This is a genomic window from Desulfacinum hydrothermale DSM 13146 (assembly GCF_900176285.1).
Lineage (GTDB): Bacteria > Desulfobacterota > Syntrophobacteria > Syntrophobacterales > DSM-9756 > Desulfacinum > Desulfacinum hydrothermale.
The window spans coordinates 34,650-52,198 of record NZ_FWXF01000005.1; the positions used below are offsets into that span (position 1 = coordinate 34,650).

At 61.2% G+C, this 17,549-nt stretch carries 10 protein-coding genes; 7 read left to right on the forward strand and 3 right to left on the reverse strand.

The features are described 5' to 3' along the window. Positions 1–348: 348 nt before the first annotated feature. From B9A12_RS06020 to yhbY, 3 genes are all read left to right on the forward strand, one after another. A complete protein-coding gene (locus B9A12_RS06020; protein ID WP_084056987.1) occupies positions 349–1,335 on the forward strand; it encodes a TGS domain-containing protein in 987 nt (328 codons plus the stop codon). A 299-nt stretch (positions 1,336–1,634) separates the two neighbouring features. Continuing rightward, positions 1,635–2,957, forward strand: coding sequence for a sigma-70 family RNA polymerase sigma factor (locus tag B9A12_RS06025; protein WP_084056988.1), 1,323 nt, complete (start codon positions 1,635–1,637; stop codon positions 2,955–2,957). A 202-nt stretch (positions 2,958–3,159) separates the two neighbouring features. Then, on the forward strand, positions 3,160–3,474 hold the full coding sequence (gene yhbY, locus B9A12_RS06030; RefSeq protein ID WP_342752482.1) for a ribosome assembly RNA-binding protein YhbY: 315 nt from the start codon (positions 3,160–3,162) through the stop codon (positions 3,472–3,474). A gap of 154 nt (positions 3,475–3,628) precedes the next feature. On the opposite strand, the gene B9A12_RS06035 is transcribed toward yhbY, so the two are convergent. Beyond that, positions 3,629–4,108 (reverse strand): flavodoxin family protein, encoded by a 480-nt coding sequence (locus B9A12_RS06035; RefSeq protein WP_084056989.1) that lies wholly within the window; start codon positions 4,106–4,108, stop codon positions 3,629–3,631. A gap of 37 nt (positions 4,109–4,145) precedes the next feature. Beyond that, a complete protein-coding gene (locus tag B9A12_RS06040; RefSeq protein WP_084056990.1) occupies positions 4,146–5,432 on the reverse strand; it encodes a TIGR04013 family B12-binding domain/radical SAM domain-containing protein in 1,287 nt (428 codons plus the stop codon). A 70-nt stretch (positions 5,433–5,502) separates the two neighbouring features. Between B9A12_RS06040 and B9A12_RS06045 the strand changes: the two genes are divergently transcribed. Further along, entirely contained in the window at positions 5,503–6,939 is a 1,437-nt protein-coding gene (locus tag B9A12_RS06045) for a CDP-archaeol synthase (protein WP_084056991.1), read from the forward strand. Between the two features lie 155 nt (positions 6,940–7,094). Here B9A12_RS06045 and B9A12_RS06050 read toward each other — a convergent pair whose 3' ends face one another. Then, entirely contained in the window at positions 7,095–9,044 is a 1,950-nt protein-coding gene (locus tag B9A12_RS06050; RefSeq protein WP_170920382.1) for a GspE/PulE family protein, read from the reverse strand. A gap of 386 nt (positions 9,045–9,430) precedes the next feature. Between B9A12_RS06050 and uvrA the strand changes: the two genes are divergently transcribed. The 3 genes from uvrA (at position 9,431) to B9A12_RS06065 (ending at position 17,426) form a co-directional block, all read left to right on the forward strand. Continuing rightward, on the forward strand, positions 9,431–14,764 hold the full coding sequence (uvrA, locus tag B9A12_RS06055; RefSeq protein ID WP_084056993.1) for an excinuclease ABC subunit UvrA: 5,334 nt from the start codon (positions 9,431–9,433) through the stop codon (positions 14,762–14,764). A gap of 185 nt (positions 14,765–14,949) precedes the next feature. Further along, a complete protein-coding gene (locus B9A12_RS06060) occupies positions 14,950–15,852 on the forward strand; it encodes a phosphate/phosphite/phosphonate ABC transporter substrate-binding protein (RefSeq protein ID WP_084056994.1) in 903 nt (300 codons plus the stop codon). A gap of 2 nt (positions 15,853–15,854) precedes the next feature. Next, a complete protein-coding gene (locus tag B9A12_RS06065) occupies positions 15,855–17,426 on the forward strand; it encodes a methyl-accepting chemotaxis protein (RefSeq protein WP_170920383.1) in 1,572 nt (523 codons plus the stop codon). The last annotated feature ends 123 nt before the right edge of the window (positions 17,427–17,549 follow it).

Genomic DNA, 17,549 nt, shown 5'->3' on the forward strand with positions numbered 1-17,549 from the left:
ATCCATGCGCTCGTGGAGCTCTTCCAAACGGTAATCGCGCCTGCACGACCTGCAACGCCACAGGTGCCGGCGTCACCGGCGGATCCAATCGAGCCTTTCGCCGCATTGCGGGCATTTCATCCAAACAGCCTCCCTTCTCTCTTCCCCATGGGGGCCGGCCCAGGAATGACCATGGGAACTGAAGCGCCCACCTTTTTGGAAGCCGGCCCCCTTTCCAACCGTTTTCCGCCTTCGACGCAAAACCCATCGCCCCGGTCTCTATCCGCTTTTGCTTGAATTGACAAGAAAAGACAACTTCCTTACCCTTTCCAAACCGCCATCCGCTCGACAAAAAGGGAGACGAGGACTATGCCGGCCAACCTGCCCCCTCCGTACTTCGAAGCGGAAAAGCGCTACCGCGAAGCCAAGACCCCCGAGGCCAAGATCGAAGCCCTCGAGGAAATGCTCACCATCATGCCCAAACACAAGGGCACCGATAAACTCCGGGCCGATCTGCGACGAAAGATCGCCAAATTCAAATCCCAGGCGCAACAAAAAAAGGGCGGCGGCAAGCAGGGAACCGCCTACCAGATCGACAAGGAAGGCGCCGCCCAGGTGGTGGTCACGGGGGCGCCCAACACGGGCAAATCCTCCCTGGTGGCGGCCTTGAGCAACGCGGAGCCGGAAGTGGCCGATTTCCCCCATAGCACCTGGAAGCCCACCCCGGGGATGGTGCCGTACGAAAACATTCAGTTCCAGTTTATCGACACCCCCCCGATCAATGCCAGCTACGTGGACCCCTGGATGGCCGACCTGATCCGCAGAAGTGACCTGATGCTCTTGCTGGTGGACCTCCAGGCGGATCCCCTGGGCCAGTTGGAAGAAACCCTGGACGTCCTGGCTCGACTGCGTATCTACCCGGAAGGATGTCCCATTCCCGACGATCTACCCAAAAAACCTTGCATCAAGAAAGCCCTGGTGGCGGCAAACAAGGTGGATACGGAAAGAGACCGAGAAGACTTCCAGGCCTTCGTGGAGCTGGCGGAATGCCCTCTGCCCTGCCTGCCCGTTTCCACCCGTTCCGGATACGGACTGCACGAGCTGTTGGAGCGCACTTTTCAAGTCTGCCGGATTATTCGGGTTTATACCAAAGCCCCCGGCAAGGAGCCGGATCGGAGTGCGCCCTTCGTCCTCGCGCAGGGAAGCACCTTGCAGGATCTTGCGGAAAAAATTCACAAAGACTTTGTCCACAAGCTCAAGTTTGCTAGAATATGGGGGACGCAAGTCTTTGACGGACAGATGGTCCAAAAGGATTACGTGCTCCACGACGGTGATGTTGTCGAAATTCGTATCTGAATGACGACAGCCCACTCCTTCTCAACTCGCTCGTTTCTTCACTCAACGCGCCCTTTCGACCACTCCACCACCGGTGGGAATCTCTTCCATCCTCAGACGACGGCCTGATCCGCGCCAAGACGTCGCATTGACCCGGCGGTCAACGAATCTTAGGTTTCTTAAAGGAGGTGTTCGGAGACACCATAGGACCGAGGGAGACCTGTCACTTGTGGAGATTCCAAAAGGGAGGTGTGGTGATCCGATTGTGACGAACATTGAGACATAGAGGGCCTAGGGTCTCCCCATGAGGAGGGGTCATCATGAAAGGATACCGTTCGGACGACTATGATCCTTTCCAAAAGTGTTACCCCGAAAGTGAGCTGGAGGAAAGTTTCGAGCGCCTCCTGGACATGGGAAGCCTGGGATTGGCCGATGACATGGCTCAAGATCAATTGGATGAGGATGATCCGGTGGATGAGCATCAAAACGACCTGAAAAAGGAACGTGACTCCCGGACCCTGACAGGATCCGACGAATCGGCGGAGTCGCTGAAAGATGTGGACCGCACAAGTGAGGATCCCGTGGATGATTTCGATGAGGACCATGTGACCTGTTACTTGAAAGAAGTGTCCGCTTATCCCCTGCTGACACCGGAGATGGAGATCGAGCTGGCCAAGCGCATCCGCGACGGCCAGGACGCCCTGGTGCGCCTTGTGGAGGAGCACGCAACAGCTCATCCCGTGCTCCAGGACCTGAAAGCCAAGGTGGACACACTCCTATCCCAGGAAAAGAGCTTCCCCGGGGTGCGGGACAAGATCCTGAAGGTCATTTCCCGAACCTTGCGCCAAGCGTGCAACGATCATCCGGAAGAGCCTCTGTTCGTCCGGCTGCGGGAAGAGTGTGACCAGATCATGGCCCGCATCGATGAGGCCAAACACCACATGGTGAAGGCCAATCTGCGCCTCGTTCTGAGCATCGCCAAAAAATACCGCGGGCGGGGCATGAGTTTCGACGACCTGATCCAGGAAGGCAATCTGGGGCTCATGAAGGCGGTGGGCCGCTACGACCACACCAAAGGCAACCGCTTCAGCACCTACGCCACCTGGTGGGTGCGCCAGAGCATCATTCGGGGCATCTACGACAAGACCCGGACCATTCGACTGCCGGTGCACTTCATCGAGCTCAAGAACCTTTTCTTCAAGGTGTTCCACGAGCTGGTGAAGGAACTGGGCCGCGAGCCGACGCCGGAGGAAATCAGTCAGCGGGCCAACATCCCGGAAGAGAAGGTGGAGATGGTGCTCAACCTGGTCAGCCAGCCCCTGTCGCTGGAAATGCCGGTGGGAGAAGACGAACAGCGCTTGTGCGACTTCATCGAAGACGAGGAATCCGAGTCCCCCGTGGAAGGCTGTGAGGCCCATGAACTGGCGGAGCTCACCCGGGAGCTGCTGGCCAGCCTTCAGCCCCGCGAGGAAAAGATCCTGCGCCTCCGGTTCGGACTCAACGGCCGGCCGGGCGAAACCCTTGAAAAGATCGGCAAGAACTTCAAGGTGTCCAAGGAAAGGATCCGACAGATCGAAAAGAAGGCGTTGCGCAAGCTGCGCCATCCCAGCAAGCAGGAAACCTTGAAGCCTTACCTGGAATAGGGTAATAAGGACGGGCGTGGATCGGATCCGGCTTCCTTGGGAAGCCGGGTCTTTTTTTGTGTTGAACCCCCGGCCTTTCCGGGCGGAAGAAGAAGGGTACGTGATGGCGATGAAACAGGACCCCAGACCTCGTAAAGGACCGTGGTGGCAGGAGGGGGTGGATCTTTCCGAGTTGGATTGGACCCCGCTTCCTTCCGGTGAACTGAGCGGCAAGCAGAGAGGGCATCTGAAATCCTTGGCCCACAAACTCCGTCCCGTGGCCCGCATCGGCCAAGAAGGCATCACCCCGGGCGTGATCTCCGAGATTCGAAAGCAGCTCCTTCACCATGAGCTGATCAAGGTCAAGTGGGCGGATCTTTCCAGTGAGGAAGGCCCGAAAAAGGAGCAGGCCCGGCAACTGGCCCGGCGGGTCGGAGCCCACTTCGTACAACTCCTGGGGCACAACGTGGTGCTTTACCGGGCTCCCGACGCCGGCGCCATGGAAGACGGGCGCGCCCCCAAGATTCGGCTGCCTTAGCAGTCTGGCCGAAAACGGGACGTTGTACCCTTCTTTGCATTCCTAACGAGTTGACATTCCACTGTGGCCTGTGGCCCGTTGGGGCTTTGGGGACAGCCTCGAATAGGGGCGGGTTCGGAACCCGCCCCTACTGCTGCAAGGCCATCGCACAGCCTCAGGCCAGCTTCAGGCACAGTTCCGCCACACGGCGGCCAAGTTTCCGGGCGTTTTCCGCTGTCTTTTCGTCCGGAGCTCCCACGCAGGCCACGCCATAGTGGCCCGTGGCCGACAGGGGATCTCCGACCACGATCATCCCGTAGATGAGAAAACATTGCAGGATGGACAGGATCGTGGTCTCCTTGCCCCCGGTGGGATCACCCGAGGTGGCGAAAGCGGCTCCCACCTTGTTTTCCATCTTCTTGCGAACTCCCACGAAATCGTCAAAAACACGCTTGAGATCCGTGGCCATGACCCCGAAGTAAACGGGAGAACCGGCGATGACACCCGCTGACTTCACAAAATCGTCCTTGGTCACTTCCTGCGTGGAACGCACCAGCGCCTGAACGCCTTCCACGGATGCCACGCCTTCCGCCATGTATTCGGCCAGTTTTCGGGTATTTCCGCCTTTGGAGTAGTAAAGCACCAGCACCTGCATCGGTACCTCCTTTGTCTTGCACGCCGATGATCGGTCCTCAGTTGCACTGCACGGAAGCCCGTGAAGCACCCTTTCCCATCTCTTCCTGAGCCTTCCATTGGCCGAAAAGCTTACCATGCGAGATGAGGCGTTCCAAGCGCTGCCGAACGCCTTCCGGTATGCGCTCAGGTGAAGCGCCGGCCCAAGGGGAACCGGGCAGGGGAACGAAGGCGTGCGCATGGATTCGGGCGCCCGCATCCACCAGTTCCTCCATGAAGTCCACGGACCGGTGCATGCCCTGCTCGCTCTCGCCGGGAAGGCCCAGGATGAAGTCCACAATGGGCTGAAACCCCTGGGACGCCATGGCGCGGCACGCCTGTCGCACCTCCCGGAGGCCGTGGCCCCGGCCCATGCGCTCGAGCATGCGGGCATCTCCGCTCTGGGCCCCCATGACGAGCTGTCGATTGTCGCAATAGCGGGCGATCGTCTCCAGCGCTCGGCCATGGACAAACTCGGGGCGCACCTCGGAAGGAAAGGTCCCGAAAAAGATGCGCCCGTGGGGCGGCAGCCTCTTGCGAATCCCAGACAGCAAGGCCTCCACGGCCTCTCCATTCCAGACGAGGCCGTCGGAAGAGCCGTAGGCCAGAGCGTTGGGGGAAATGAAACGGATGTCGGTGCGCTCCGCCGCCACCATGGCCTCCACGGCCTGAAAGATCCTTTCCAAGCTCCGGTGACGCACTCTCCTGCCTTTGAGCCGCGGCGTCTGGCAGTATTTGCACCCGTAGGGACATCCCCTCGTGATTTCGATGGGCCCGAACTTGCCGTGGCCGATGGGAAGGGCCGGTACCCGGTCCAGGTCAACCCGGGGAGCACGGCCGGTGTGCACCGGCCCCTGGGGCCCGGCCAGGTACAAACCCGCCACCGTTTGCAGGGATTCTTTCCGCAACCATGCCCTCACCAAGGCGCCGAAGACGGCCTCTCCGTCACCCAGGCAGACGGCGTCGAAGCCGGACTGCAGCGTCCTTTTGGGGTCCCCCGCCGGATGGGGCCCCCCGGCCGCCAGGAAGATCCGGTCCCTCCATGGGGCAGCCGCCAGCAGATGGAGCTCTTCACGCACCGAAGGCCATTGGGGCGTCATGAAGGAATAGCAAAGGAGGAGGCGTTCATAGCTCCTCAGCAGGCGCTCCACTTGGCTCATGACCATCTCTTTTGCCCTGGAGTCCAACCAATAGACGGGTGTATGATCGAGTGGTTCCGCAAGTGCTTCCAGGGAGGCCAGAAGGGCCAGGAAGCTGTAGCGGTTGGATTTGGTAAGTCTAAAAACAAGGGCTTGAGAAGCCGCCACCGGTCACCTCCAGGCAGGTTGCATCACCCGGCGCTTGGGCGCCTTGGACAAAGAGGTCTTATAGCTCATCATGTGGATCCCGTTGAAGTGTCTTGTTCTCTTGTGGCTGATCAATCTGGTCCCCCCGCTGCTGTCCCATTTTTTTTCCGATCAGTGGCCCCGCCCCGTGGATGGCGGGCGCGTGTTCCGGGACGGCAGACCGCTTCTGGGCCCCAACAAAACCCGGCGGGGTGTGGCGGGGGCACTGGTTGCCGGTACCGGGGTTTCCGTGCTTCTGGGATGGCCCTGGTTTCTGGGATTGTCCGCCGCCGCCTTGAGCATGATCGGGGATATGGCATCGAGCTTCCTCAAGCGCCGCTTGAACTTGCCCAGCGGCAGCAACGTCCCGGTGCTGGATCAGGTCTTTGAAGGGCTCCTGCCTATGGCGGTTCTCAGCCCCCACACGGGCCTGGGAGCCGGACGGACCTTCCTGACCCTGACTTTCTTCGTGGTCGGCGCCTATGTGGGATCCCATTTCCTGAAGCAGGTTCTTCTGCAAAAACCCTTCGACGACTATCCCCGGCGCATCCGGCCTCGGGTGCGGCTCCGGGAATTGGCCAGTTGCCAGATCCGCTCCAATCCCTGGCCGCAGCTTTTTCACTTCGAAGACGTGCTCATGTACCGGTTGGTGATGAACACGGTCTTCCGGGGCCTGGGAATCTACGAAGCGGGAAAGGCCAATGCCGTGAATGTGACAAAAAGGCATTTGACCTTGGAACTGGAGGATCTGCCGGTCGCATTCGACGGCTATAGCCTGCTGTTTATGAGCGATCTGCATCTGGACGGACTGGACGGACTGGTGGAAAGGCTCGTGGCCATGGTCCGGGAAGAGGAAGTGGACCTGTGCCTTCTGGGCGGAGACTACCGGATGGAAAATTTCGGCCCCGCCGATGAAGCGCTGAGACGGCTCGCCCTTCTCTTGAACGCCGTCCGGGCACGCGACGGGATCCTGGCCGTTTTGGGAAATCACGATTGTCCGGAAATGGCCACGGCCCTTGCGGAAACACCCGTCCGATTCCTGATCAACGAATCCGCGGCCGTTCGGAGGGAGGAAGAGACGATCTGGATCGCGGGCGTGGACGATCCCCACTATTTCCGATGCGACGACCTGGACGCGGCCTGGTCCCGGATCCCGGCAGGCGCATTTGTGATCCTTTTGGCCCATTCCCCTGAAATCGCCGAAGAGGCCGCCCGCCGTGGGGCTCGTCTCTACCTGTGCGGCCACACCCATGCGGGGCAGATCCAGGTCCCCTTCGTGGGCCCGGTCTTTACCCACAGCCGTTCTCCGCGCGCCCTCTGCCAGGGAATGTGGCGCCGCGGATCCATGACCGGCTACACCAGCTCGGGTGCCGGCGTCTCCGGCTCTCCGGTGCGCTTTCGCACCACTGGGGAGGTGGTGATTCTCACCCTGAAGCGCGCCCGGAAGACGGCACCCGACCGGCTCCACAAGAGCCTTTCCGGACCTTGAAAGGAGAGGGCCTTTGCGCTCAGGCGCCGGATCCTATCCCGCGGGAAAGCCGCCCCTACTGCGGTCTGGCCAGGTGGGCGGCACAAGCCCCCTTGGTAGTCCCAAACTTCCATTCGCACAAGAAGGGAGCAGCCCGGACGTTCTCAGACAGGCCCTCAGGCGGCAACCTGCCTTGACGAACCTTTCCAATCCGCTCCCTCGCACAGGGCGATCACCTCTTCCGCGGATCGTTTGGCCAGTCCCTTGGTGGCATCGTGATAGATCACCCGCATGATTTCAGCGATGGAGGTGATTCCCAGGGTCGCCTTGTAGAAGGCATCCTCGCTCATGGTCACGAAACGGGTGTGTTCCCGGGCGATTCGGCGGATCTTGCCCGACGTGCTTCGAGCCAGGATGGCGTCCCGAACGGGTTCGTTGACCACAAGCAGTTCGTGGACGGCCGTCCTCCCTTTGTAACCCGTGTGGTAACAGTGGTGACATCCCTCCGGCGCGTAGAAGGTATACCGCTTGGGATCCAGGGGTTCAATGGTGGAAAAGAAGGCCAGTTCTTCCTTTGCAGGCTCATAGGGTACCTTGCAATGGGGACACAGGACCCGCACCAGGCGCTGGGAGATGACGGAGACGACCGTGGAACTGATGAGAAACGTTTCGATCCCCATATCCATCATCCGGAGCAGAGCACCCGCCGTGTCGTCCGTGTGGAAGGTGGTGAGCACCTTGTGCCCGGTCAAGGACGCCTGAATGACGGCTTCGGCCGCCGTGGGGTCCCTGATTTCTCCCACCATGAGCACATCCGGATCCTGGCGCATCATGGCCTTGATGCAGTCGAGATAGGTCAGACCCAAGTGGGGAGCCACCGCCCCTTGCACGATCCCGTCGATGGCGTATTCGATGGGGTCCTCCACGGTCATGATGACCCGTTCCATGCTGTTCAGGTAATTGATGGAGGCATAAAGGGTCGTGGTCTTGCCGCTGCCGGTGGGGCCGGTGACCAGTATGACCCCCTGGGGGTAATCGAGGATTTCCTTGTACGTTTGGAGATTGGCGGGATTGAAGCCCAGAGCGTTCAGATCGATCAGGGTGCTTTCGCGGGGTAGAATGCGGATGACCACCGTCTCTCCGTGCATGGAGACGTAGGTGGAAACCCGAAGATCAAACTCCTTGTTCATAACCCGGGCCTGGATCCGTCCGTCCTGGGGCCGTTTCTTTTCGGCGATGTCCAGAGCGCACAGGGCCTTGAGACGGCTGATGAGGCGCGGGGCCAGGGCGATGGGCAGATCCGTCCGGTGGTGCACGATCCCGTCGATCCGGTATCGCACCCGGACCCGGTTTTCCATGGGCTCGATGTGAATGTCGCTGGCCCCTTCCAGGATGGCGTTGGAGATGACGTAATTCAAGATCTCCACCACATTGTCCGCACCCGCCTCCAGCAAGGACTTCTCACCGATGACCAGATGGGGCTTTTCGACGGGCTGGACCTGGGGCCCCAATTCCAGCTCGTGGTATTGCAGGTTGATGGTCTTCAGGATCTCGTCCCACGTGGCGATGGCCGGTTCCACCCGGCACCGAAAGACCTGTTCCAGGTGGCGGATCAGTTCCCCATCCAGGGGATCGGCCATGATGACCGTGACCGCCGAGTCTTCCTTGAAGGCGGGCAGAACCAGATTCTTCCTCAAAAAGGCCGGGCTCAGGCCGTTGAGAAGGTTCTTGTCCACCAACCCCACGTTGGGCAGGATCCGAGGAATGCCGAGCTGGATACTGAGGACGCTGACCAGATCCCGTTCCGTGATGACGCCTTGCTCGATCAAGATTTGTCCCAGCTTCTTGTGGCTTTTCCGCTGGACCGCCAGGGCCTCCTCCAGCTGCTCCGGCGTGACAATCTTCATGTTGAGCAGCACTTCCCCCATGGGCAGCTCGATCCGATATTTTTGAAGGATGCGTTTCAGGTCGGATCGGCTGATAAAGCGGCACTTGACACACAGCTCGCCCAAGGGAATGTAGGCCCGATGTTTCTTTTGCAACTGGAGAACATGGTGCAGCTGATCCTCTGTGATCAGCCCCTCACGTACCAGGATATCCCCCATTTTCTGCTTCAGGTGCCTCACTCGCCACCTCCTGCCGGCATCGGATTTCCTCATCCCCATGTCCAAGCGTCCGGATCCCGCCCCTTATAGCTTCGGCAATTGGGTTGCATCGCTTGAATTTTTCTCTCATTTTGCGGCCACTTCCAGGTGCCTGCCCCCTTTGGAGCCTCGGCGTCCCCGCCACTGCCTCCCGTTGGAGTGGGACACCCCACACCCGCCAGGGGCCGTGGCATGGTTCCCGTCCACCGCCCGCGTGGGAAGCGATCCTCGCATGTCCAGATCTTTTCCTTTCGGTCCGTGGCGGGTTATAAAGCGCCTTTGCCTGCCGGGTGCCATTCCGAAGCAACGAAGGATCCCGGCAAAACGAAAATCATATCAAAACACTAGGACAAAGCAAGAACAGGTGCATGGATACCACCATTCGACTTCGAGGCGTTCGCCAGCACAACCTGAAGCATCTGGATCTGGACATCCCCTTGCATCAGCTCATCGCGGTGAGCGGCGTGAGCGGTTCCGGTAAATCGAGTCTGGCACTCCACACGCTTTACGCCGAAGGCCAGCGCCGCTACGTGGAGACCTTTTCCCCCTACGCCCGCCAGTTCCTGGAGCGTATGGACCGCCCGGACGCCGATTCCATCGAAGGAATCCCCCCAGCCATCGCCATCGAGTCGGGAACATCCGTTCGAAGCTCCCGCTCCACGGTGGGGACCATGACGGAGATCAACGATCATCTCAAATACCTCTACGCCCGCCTGGCCGTCCCCATCTGTCCCCAATGCCGAGAGGCCATTGAAGAAGAGAGCCCGGAGAGCGTTCTTGGAAAGCTCCAATCCCTGGATCCGGAAAGCCGGGTCCTTCTGTGCTTCCCGCACACCCCGTCCGGCAAGGACTGGATCCGGTCCCTGGTCTCCCAGGGCTTCCTTCGGATCTATGCCGGCGGCAAGGTGGTGGATCTGGAAGACCCTTCGGCCCAGGCCGCCCCTTCCGAAGGGGAGGTTCTGGTGGTGGTGGACCGCCTCCTTTGGAAAAGGGCGAGTCCCGAACGGGTGCTGGACTCTTTGCGCACGGCCTTTTCCATGGGCGGGGGCACGGCGTGCGCGGTGGTTTTGCCCCACCGGGTGATCCGATTTTCCCAGGACCTGCGCTGCCCGCGCTGCGATGTGGCGGTGGTGCCCAAAAGCCCCAGCCTCTTTTCCTTCAACAGTCCCTTGGGCGCCTGCCCCACGTGCCGGGGATTCGGTCGAATCATCGACGTGGACCTGGATCTGGTCATCCCCGACCGGCGCCTTTCCATCCAACAGGGTGCCATACGACCGTGGACGCCGGAGCGTATGGAATTCCAGGATCTCATGGACTTCTGCCGCCGGCAGGCCATCCCCACGGACGTTCCCTTCGGGGAGCTGAGCGAAGTGCAGCAGCGAAAGATCATCGAAGGCTCTGACGGATTCTACGGCATCCGCGGCTTCTTCGACTGGCTGGAAACGAAAACCTACAAGATACACGTGCGGGTTTTCCTGTCCCGGTATCGGGCCTACCTTCCCTGCAAGGCCTGCCATGGATCGCGCTTTCGGGAAGCGGTGCACGTCTATCGGATGCGGGGCGTGGCCATCCACGAACTGTGCGCCTGGCCGGTGGACCGGGCCCTACGATTCTTCCAGGAGCCCTGGCCGGAATTGGAAGAAGACCCGGCGGCGGCCCTTCTGGTTCAGGAAATCCGAAACCGCCTCCAGTTCCTGGTGGATGTGGGGCTGGACTATCTCACCCTGGACCGGCAGTCGCGCACCCTATCCGGCGGGGAGGTGCAGCGGGTGCACCTGACCCGCGCCCTGGGCTCCGCCCTCACCAATGTCCTCTATGTGCTGGACGAACCCAGCGTGGGGCTCCACGCCCGCGATCAGCAGCGGCTCATGAATCAGCTCCATCGGCTCGTCTCCTTGGGAAACACCGTGGTCATGGTGGAACACGACCCCGACATGATCCGCCTGGCGGATCATGTGATCGATATGGGCCCGGGCGGAGGCGAACGGGGCGGTCGGGTTCTCTACCAAGGTCCTCCCCAAGGCCTGGCCCGGGCCGAAGACAGCCTCACGGGACGCTACCTGGGAGACGGCGACCGGCGCACCCGGCCCGGCCCTTCCCCAGAACATCCCCGAAGGCGTCCCGATTGGAACCGGGCGCTGGTGGTGCGGGGGGCTTGGGAAAACAACCTGAAGGACATCACGGTTTCCTTTCCCCTGGGGTGCCTGGTGGGGGTGAGCGGCGTATCCGGGTCGGGGAAGAGCACCCTGGTCCAAGACACGCTCTATCACAACTGGCTGCGGCTCATGGGAAGACCCAGCGAGCAGCCCGGCCGCTGCATCGCCCTGGAAGGCGCCGATCGGCTGGACGACATGGTGCTGGTGGACCAGCGCCCCGTGGGACGCTCTCCCCGGGCCAACCTCCTCACCTACACCAAGGTTCTGGATCCCCTCCGCAAGCTGCTGGCAGCCACGCCGGAAGCCAGGGTCCGCGGGTATTCCGCCGGGCATTTTTCCTTCAATGTTCCCGGGGGACGCTGTGACCACTGCAAAGGGGAAGGATTCCAGAAGGTGGAAATGCAGTTCCTGGCCGATGCCCACGTGCGATGTCCCGTTTGCAACGGCCGTCGGTTCCGGGACGAGATCTTGGACGTGCGGGTCAAAGGACTTTCCATCGCCGATATCCTGGAAAGTACCGCCACGGAGATCCTGGAAGCCTTTGCTGAAAACGAAGCCATCCGCAGGGCCCTGGAACCGGTGGTGGCCATCGGGCTGGACTATCTGCGGCTGGGTCAGCCCCTCACCTTGCTCTCCGGCGGCGAAGCCCAGCGGCTCAAATTGCTTCGTTACATGAGCCCGGGCCGGACCCAAGTCGCCTCCAAAGGCACTTGCTTTCTTCTGGATGAACCCACCGTGGGCCTGCATCCCCACGACCTGGAAAAGCTCATCCAGGTGCTGCACCGCCTGGTGGACCGCGGCCATACCGTCGTGGTGGTGGAACACAATCTGGAATTGTTATGGGCCTGCGATTGGATCATCGATCTGGGCCCGGAAGGGGGACATGGAGGGGGGACGGTGGTGGCTGCGGGGACGCCGGAAGAGGTGGCCGCCACCGAGGCAAGCCACACCGGCCGCTTCCTGGCTTCCCGGTTTTCGGAAGGGAAAGGCCCATTCGTGCCGGCGGCTCGCACCCGCCGACCGACTCCCCCCGAATCGGCTCCACCTGCGGCCCCACCTTCGGAGATCGTGGTTCGAGGCGCCCGGGAACACAACCTGCGCCTGGACGAGGTGCGCTTTCCCCTGAATCGTATGACCGTGCTCACGGGCCTCAGCGGATCTGGAAAATCCTCCCTGGCCTTCGACATCCTCTTTGCCGAAGGACAGCGCCGCTATCTGGAATGCCTTTCCACCTACGTACGCCAGTACTTCAAGATCCTGGAAAAACCGGACGTGGACCAGATCCTGGGGCTCCCGCCCACGGTGGCCATCGAACAACGAACCGCCCAACCGGGAAGAAAATCCACGGTGGGAACCATCACCGAAATCCACCATTTCCTGCGTCTTCTCTTTGCCCGGATCGGACGCCAGCACTGCCCGCAGTGCGGCCGCCCGGTGGACGCCCTGAGCCCGGACACCATCGTGCGCCTACTGGAACGGGAACTCAAGGATCGTCCGGCCTCCGTTCTGGCTCCACTGGTCCGCGGCCGCAAGGGGATCTACCGGGATCTCTTCATGAAACTTCGCCGCATGGGATACCGCACCGTGCGCATCGACGGGCTACGCCATCCGCTGGATCCCATCCCCTCCATTGCGCGCCACCGGGAACACCACATCGAAGCGGTGGTCCTGGACGAATCGGAGATCGGGGATTTGAGTCCAAGCCGGTTGCAGCGCCGCATCCTGGAGGCTCTGCGCCTGGGAGGCGGCACCGTCATCGTGGAGGGCTCCCCGGACCGCTTCTTCAGCCGCCACCTGGCCTGCCGCCGGTGCGAAAAGAGTTTCGCGCCCCTGGACCCCCGGCTCTTTTCCTTCAACAGCCACCTGGGAGCCTGCCCGCGCTGTGAAGGCTCCGGCATATGGGGCGAAGGCACCTGCCCGGAATGCGCTGGGACGCGTTTGAATGAGCAGGCCCGAGCCGTCCAGGTCCACGGATGGACCCTGGGAGCCCTCACGGATCTTCCGGTGAAGGAGTTCGAGAGGGCCTGGAAGGATCTTCCCTTCCAGGCTTTTGAAAAACCTGTTTCCGATCCCATCTCCCGGGAAGTGCTGGAGCGTGTGGAGTTTCTGCGGCGCGTGGGCCTGGATTATCTGGCCCTGAGTCGTTCCGGCCACACCCTGTCGGGGGGCGAAGCCCAGCGGATCCGCTTGGCAGCTCAACTGGGATCCACGCTCCGGGGGGTGTGCTACATCCTGGACGAACCCACCATTGGGCTGCATCCGGTGGACAACGAACGCCTTCTGACCGGACTTCGGACCCTCACGGACCGGGGAAATACCGTGATCGTGGTGGAACATGACCCGGACACCATGCGCCTGGCCGACCGGATCCTGGAACTGGGACCGGAAGCGGGGACCGGCGGCGGCCGCCTGGTGGCCCAGGGCCGCTACGACGAGTTGATCCGTCGGCCCCACACCCTCACCGGCCGCTGGTTCGGCCCAAAGGGCCCCACGGAGAATCTCCCCCACGAAAAGAAAACAGCCGGCCATGCCGGCTGGATCACCGTCCGAGGAGCCCGCGCCAACAACCTGAAGGAAGTGGACGCGGCCTTCCCGCTCCAAACCCTCACCTGCGTGACGGGAGTGTCGGGATCGGGAAAGAGCTCCCTGGTCCACGAGGTTCTGCAAACGGCTCTCGCGGGAATCAAGAAAGGCCTCCCCTGGGACCCCGCCTGGCCCCTTGCGTCCCTGGAAGGCCATGAACCCATCCATCGGATCGTGGAGGTGGACCATTCCCCCATCGGCCGCACCCCCCGATCCACCCCCGCCACTTATGTGGGGATCTGGGATGAGATCCGCAAACTCTTCGCCGCCGTTGCGGAAAGCCGCACCCGCGGTTTTCCGCCCGGCCGATTCTCCTTCAACGTCAAGGGGGGGCGGTGCGAATCGTGCCAGGGCCAAGGCAGGATCCGGGTGGCCATGAGCTTTCTTCCCGATGTGACGGTTCCGTGCACCACCTGCGGGGGACGCCGGTTCAATCGGGAGACGCTCGCCATCCGCTACGGCGGCGCTTCCATCGCCGACGTTCTGGCCATGACCGTGGCGGAGGCCAGGGGTTTTTTCGCCGCCGTTCCCAAGGTGGTGCGCCCCCTGTCCGTTTTGCACGATCTGGGCCTGGGCTACCTCACCCTGGGCCAGCCCAGCCCCACCCTGTCCGGCGGGGAGGCACAGCGTCTCAAACTTGCAGCGGAACTCACCAACCACAAGTCCCCCACCCTGTACCTGCTGGACGAACCCACCACCGGCCTGCACCGGGCCGATGTGCAGCGCCTGGTCCAACTCCTTCGGGCCCTGGTGGACCAGGGCCACACCGTGATCGTCATCGAACACAACCTGGACCTCATCGCCGCCTCCGACTACGTGGTGGACTTGGGCCCCGGAAGCGCCGACGAAGGCGGCCGCCTGGTGGCCTGCGGCCCCCCGCAGGACCTGGCGCGCCGTGCCCCATCCCTTCCTTCCGCCACCGCCCTCGCCCTGCGACGCCACCTGGGTGGTGGTCCCCAATAGAGAACCGCCGGCAAAGAGCCCGTGATGCTCACTTCGGTTTCGGTTGAACGTTAAATGAACCTGAAGACATTATAAAATTCTAAAGTTCAACCGTCTCCACGCCGATGAGATGAGGCAACAGCCGAGTGATTTCCGCATTCACGCGAAAAAGGTGGAAGAACGATCACGAGAAAGGAGGATTTTCCATGGTTCAACATCTCCCCAAGCTATCGAAAGGATGGGTTTTTGCGGTTGCTGCTATCGTGTTGCTGGGTCTCTGTTCACCCAGTCATGCGGACTACAAGATCGGGGTTCTGGCCAAAAGAGGGGCGCCCAAATGCATGGCCAAGTGGGGGGCCACCGGGGCCTACCTGACGGAAAAGACCGGCGAGAAATGCACCATCGTACCGCTCAAGTTTGTAGCCATTGAACCGGCCGTCAAAGGCGGGCGGGTGGATTTCATTCTGGCCAATTCCGCTTTTTACGCAGTACTCAATAAGAAATACAATGTTCGAGCCGTGGCAACGCTCATCAACTCCCGGGGAGGCAAGGCTCTGGAGAAATTCGGTGGTGTCCTCTTCGTCCGAAAAGACAGCCCCATTCAAAGCCTTCAAGACATCAAGGGCAAGAAGTTTATGTGCGTCAAGCGCTCCTCCTTCGGGGGAGCCCACATGGCTTGGCGACTCCTTTTGGAAAACGGGATCGATCCTACCAAGGACTGCGCGGCCTTCCTGGAAGGCGGAAAGCATGACAATGTGGTCCTGGCGGTGAAGAACGGTGCCGCCGACGTGGGAACAGTCCGGAGCGACACGTTGGAGCGCATGCAGGATGAAGGAAAGATCAGCATGGATGAATTCCGGATCCTGCACAAAGTGGAGGACGATTTCCCCTTTGTGCACAGCACCCGACTCTACCCCGAATGGCCCCTGGCCGCTCTGGAGAAGACGGACCCGGCCCTGGCCGACAAGGTGGCGGCGGCCCTCAAGGCCATGCCCGCCGATTCCCAAGCAGCCAAGCGCGCCAAGATCGTGGGCTGGACCGAACCGGCCGACTATACGCCCGTTGAAGAATGTCTCAAAGCTATTCATTACGGCGTCTTTGGAGAGTAGCCATGTTGAAGAAATTCGGCGTCCAGACTCGCTTCATAGCGGTTGTGGTCCTTCTGAGCCTCTCGCTCGTGGGCGTGGTGGTGGGTCTTTTGGTGGTTACCGCCTCCAAGACCCAGAATGAGCTCACCTCCACCATGGTAAACGCCTTGAGGGAGGAGCAGAAGGTTGAGAAGGATTTATTGCTCAAGTCCCTCGTATTGAAAGGGGAGTCGCTGGCCGGCCTTCTGGCCCACACGGGCTCCACATTGATCGTTGGCTATGATTTCGCCTCCCTGCTTGACCTGTCACAAAGCGCCGCCAAGGACCCCGACGTGGCCTACGTGGTCTTTTACGACAAGAAAGGCAAGGCCCTGACCGAAGAACCCACCTCCAAGGAGGGACTTCTTCCCGTGACGGCGCCTGTCTCTTTTGAAGGAGAGGAGCTGGGCACCGTCGAGGTCGGTCTTTCCCGGGATTTTGCCGAAACGTCCAGCGCCCAGGTGGAACAACGGATCGACCGGACCGTTAAGCGAACTCAGGTTCAAAGGGACAGCGCGTTCAGAAAGATTCTCTTACAGGCTTCAACGACCACCTTCGCGGGCGTGATCGCCCTGTGCTTGGTGGTCTATTGGGCCATGGTCCGTCTGGTTTCCAATCCTGTAAAGGAACTGGCCGCCCGCATGCGTCACGGCGCGAGCAGCGTGCTTGTGGCGTCGGATCAACTGGCCGAGGCGAGCCAAACCCTGGCCGAGGCAGCCTCCGAGCAGGCAGCCGGCGTGGAAGAGACCTCCTCCTCGCTGGAAGAAATGAACTCCATGACACGTCGCAACGCGGACAACGCCGGCCATGCTGCGTCGATCGTGAAGGAAACTCACCAAGAGTTCGAAGAGGCTTCGGGGGCGATGACAGACCTGCAAGGGTCCATGAAAGAGATCTCCAAGGCAAGCGAGGAAACGCAAAAGATCATCAAGACCATTGATGAGATCGCCTTCCAGACCAACTTACTGTCGCTCAATGCGGCCGTAGAAGCCGCCCGGGCCGGCGAAGCGGGAGCCGGATTCGCCGTGGTGGCGGATGAAGTGCGAAATCTGGCCATGCGAGCGGCCGAAGCGGCCCGAAACACGTCCACGATCATCGAGGACATCATGAAGAAGGTCCAGGTGGGCTCGCAGCTGGTGGACCGCACCAGCGCCTCCTTCGGCAGCGTCAAGGAGAAGAGCACTCAGCTGGCGGATCTCATCGGCGAAATCGCCGAGGCTTCGCGCGAGCAGGCTTCGGGCATCCAACAGATCAGCCGCGCCATTTCGGACATGGATCGTCTGGTGCAACGAAATGCAGCCAACGCGGAAGAAACCGCTTCGTCCGCCGAAACCCTTCGGCAACAATCCCAGAAGATGGAACGGGCGGTCAATTCCCTGGTCGCGCTGGTCGAGGGAGAACGAAAAGGGGAAAGGCTTCAAGATGAAGCCCCCCGTCGGCTCCCGTGGATAGGAAAGCCATGCCCCGGGCTTCCGGCAAGGGCAATGGGCGCGCTGCCCCTCCAGCCCTTGAACCACCGGCAGACAAACGTCCGGGCCCATCCCCGCAGGAACTAGAAGAGGGATTTGAAGACTTCTGAGAAAGAGGGGCGCACCGAGATGCGCCCCTCTTTGTTGTTTAAAGCTCCCGCGAAAGGGCCTGTGGCAAGGCTCTTTTCTATTGGAGCGCCATCGGGCGCG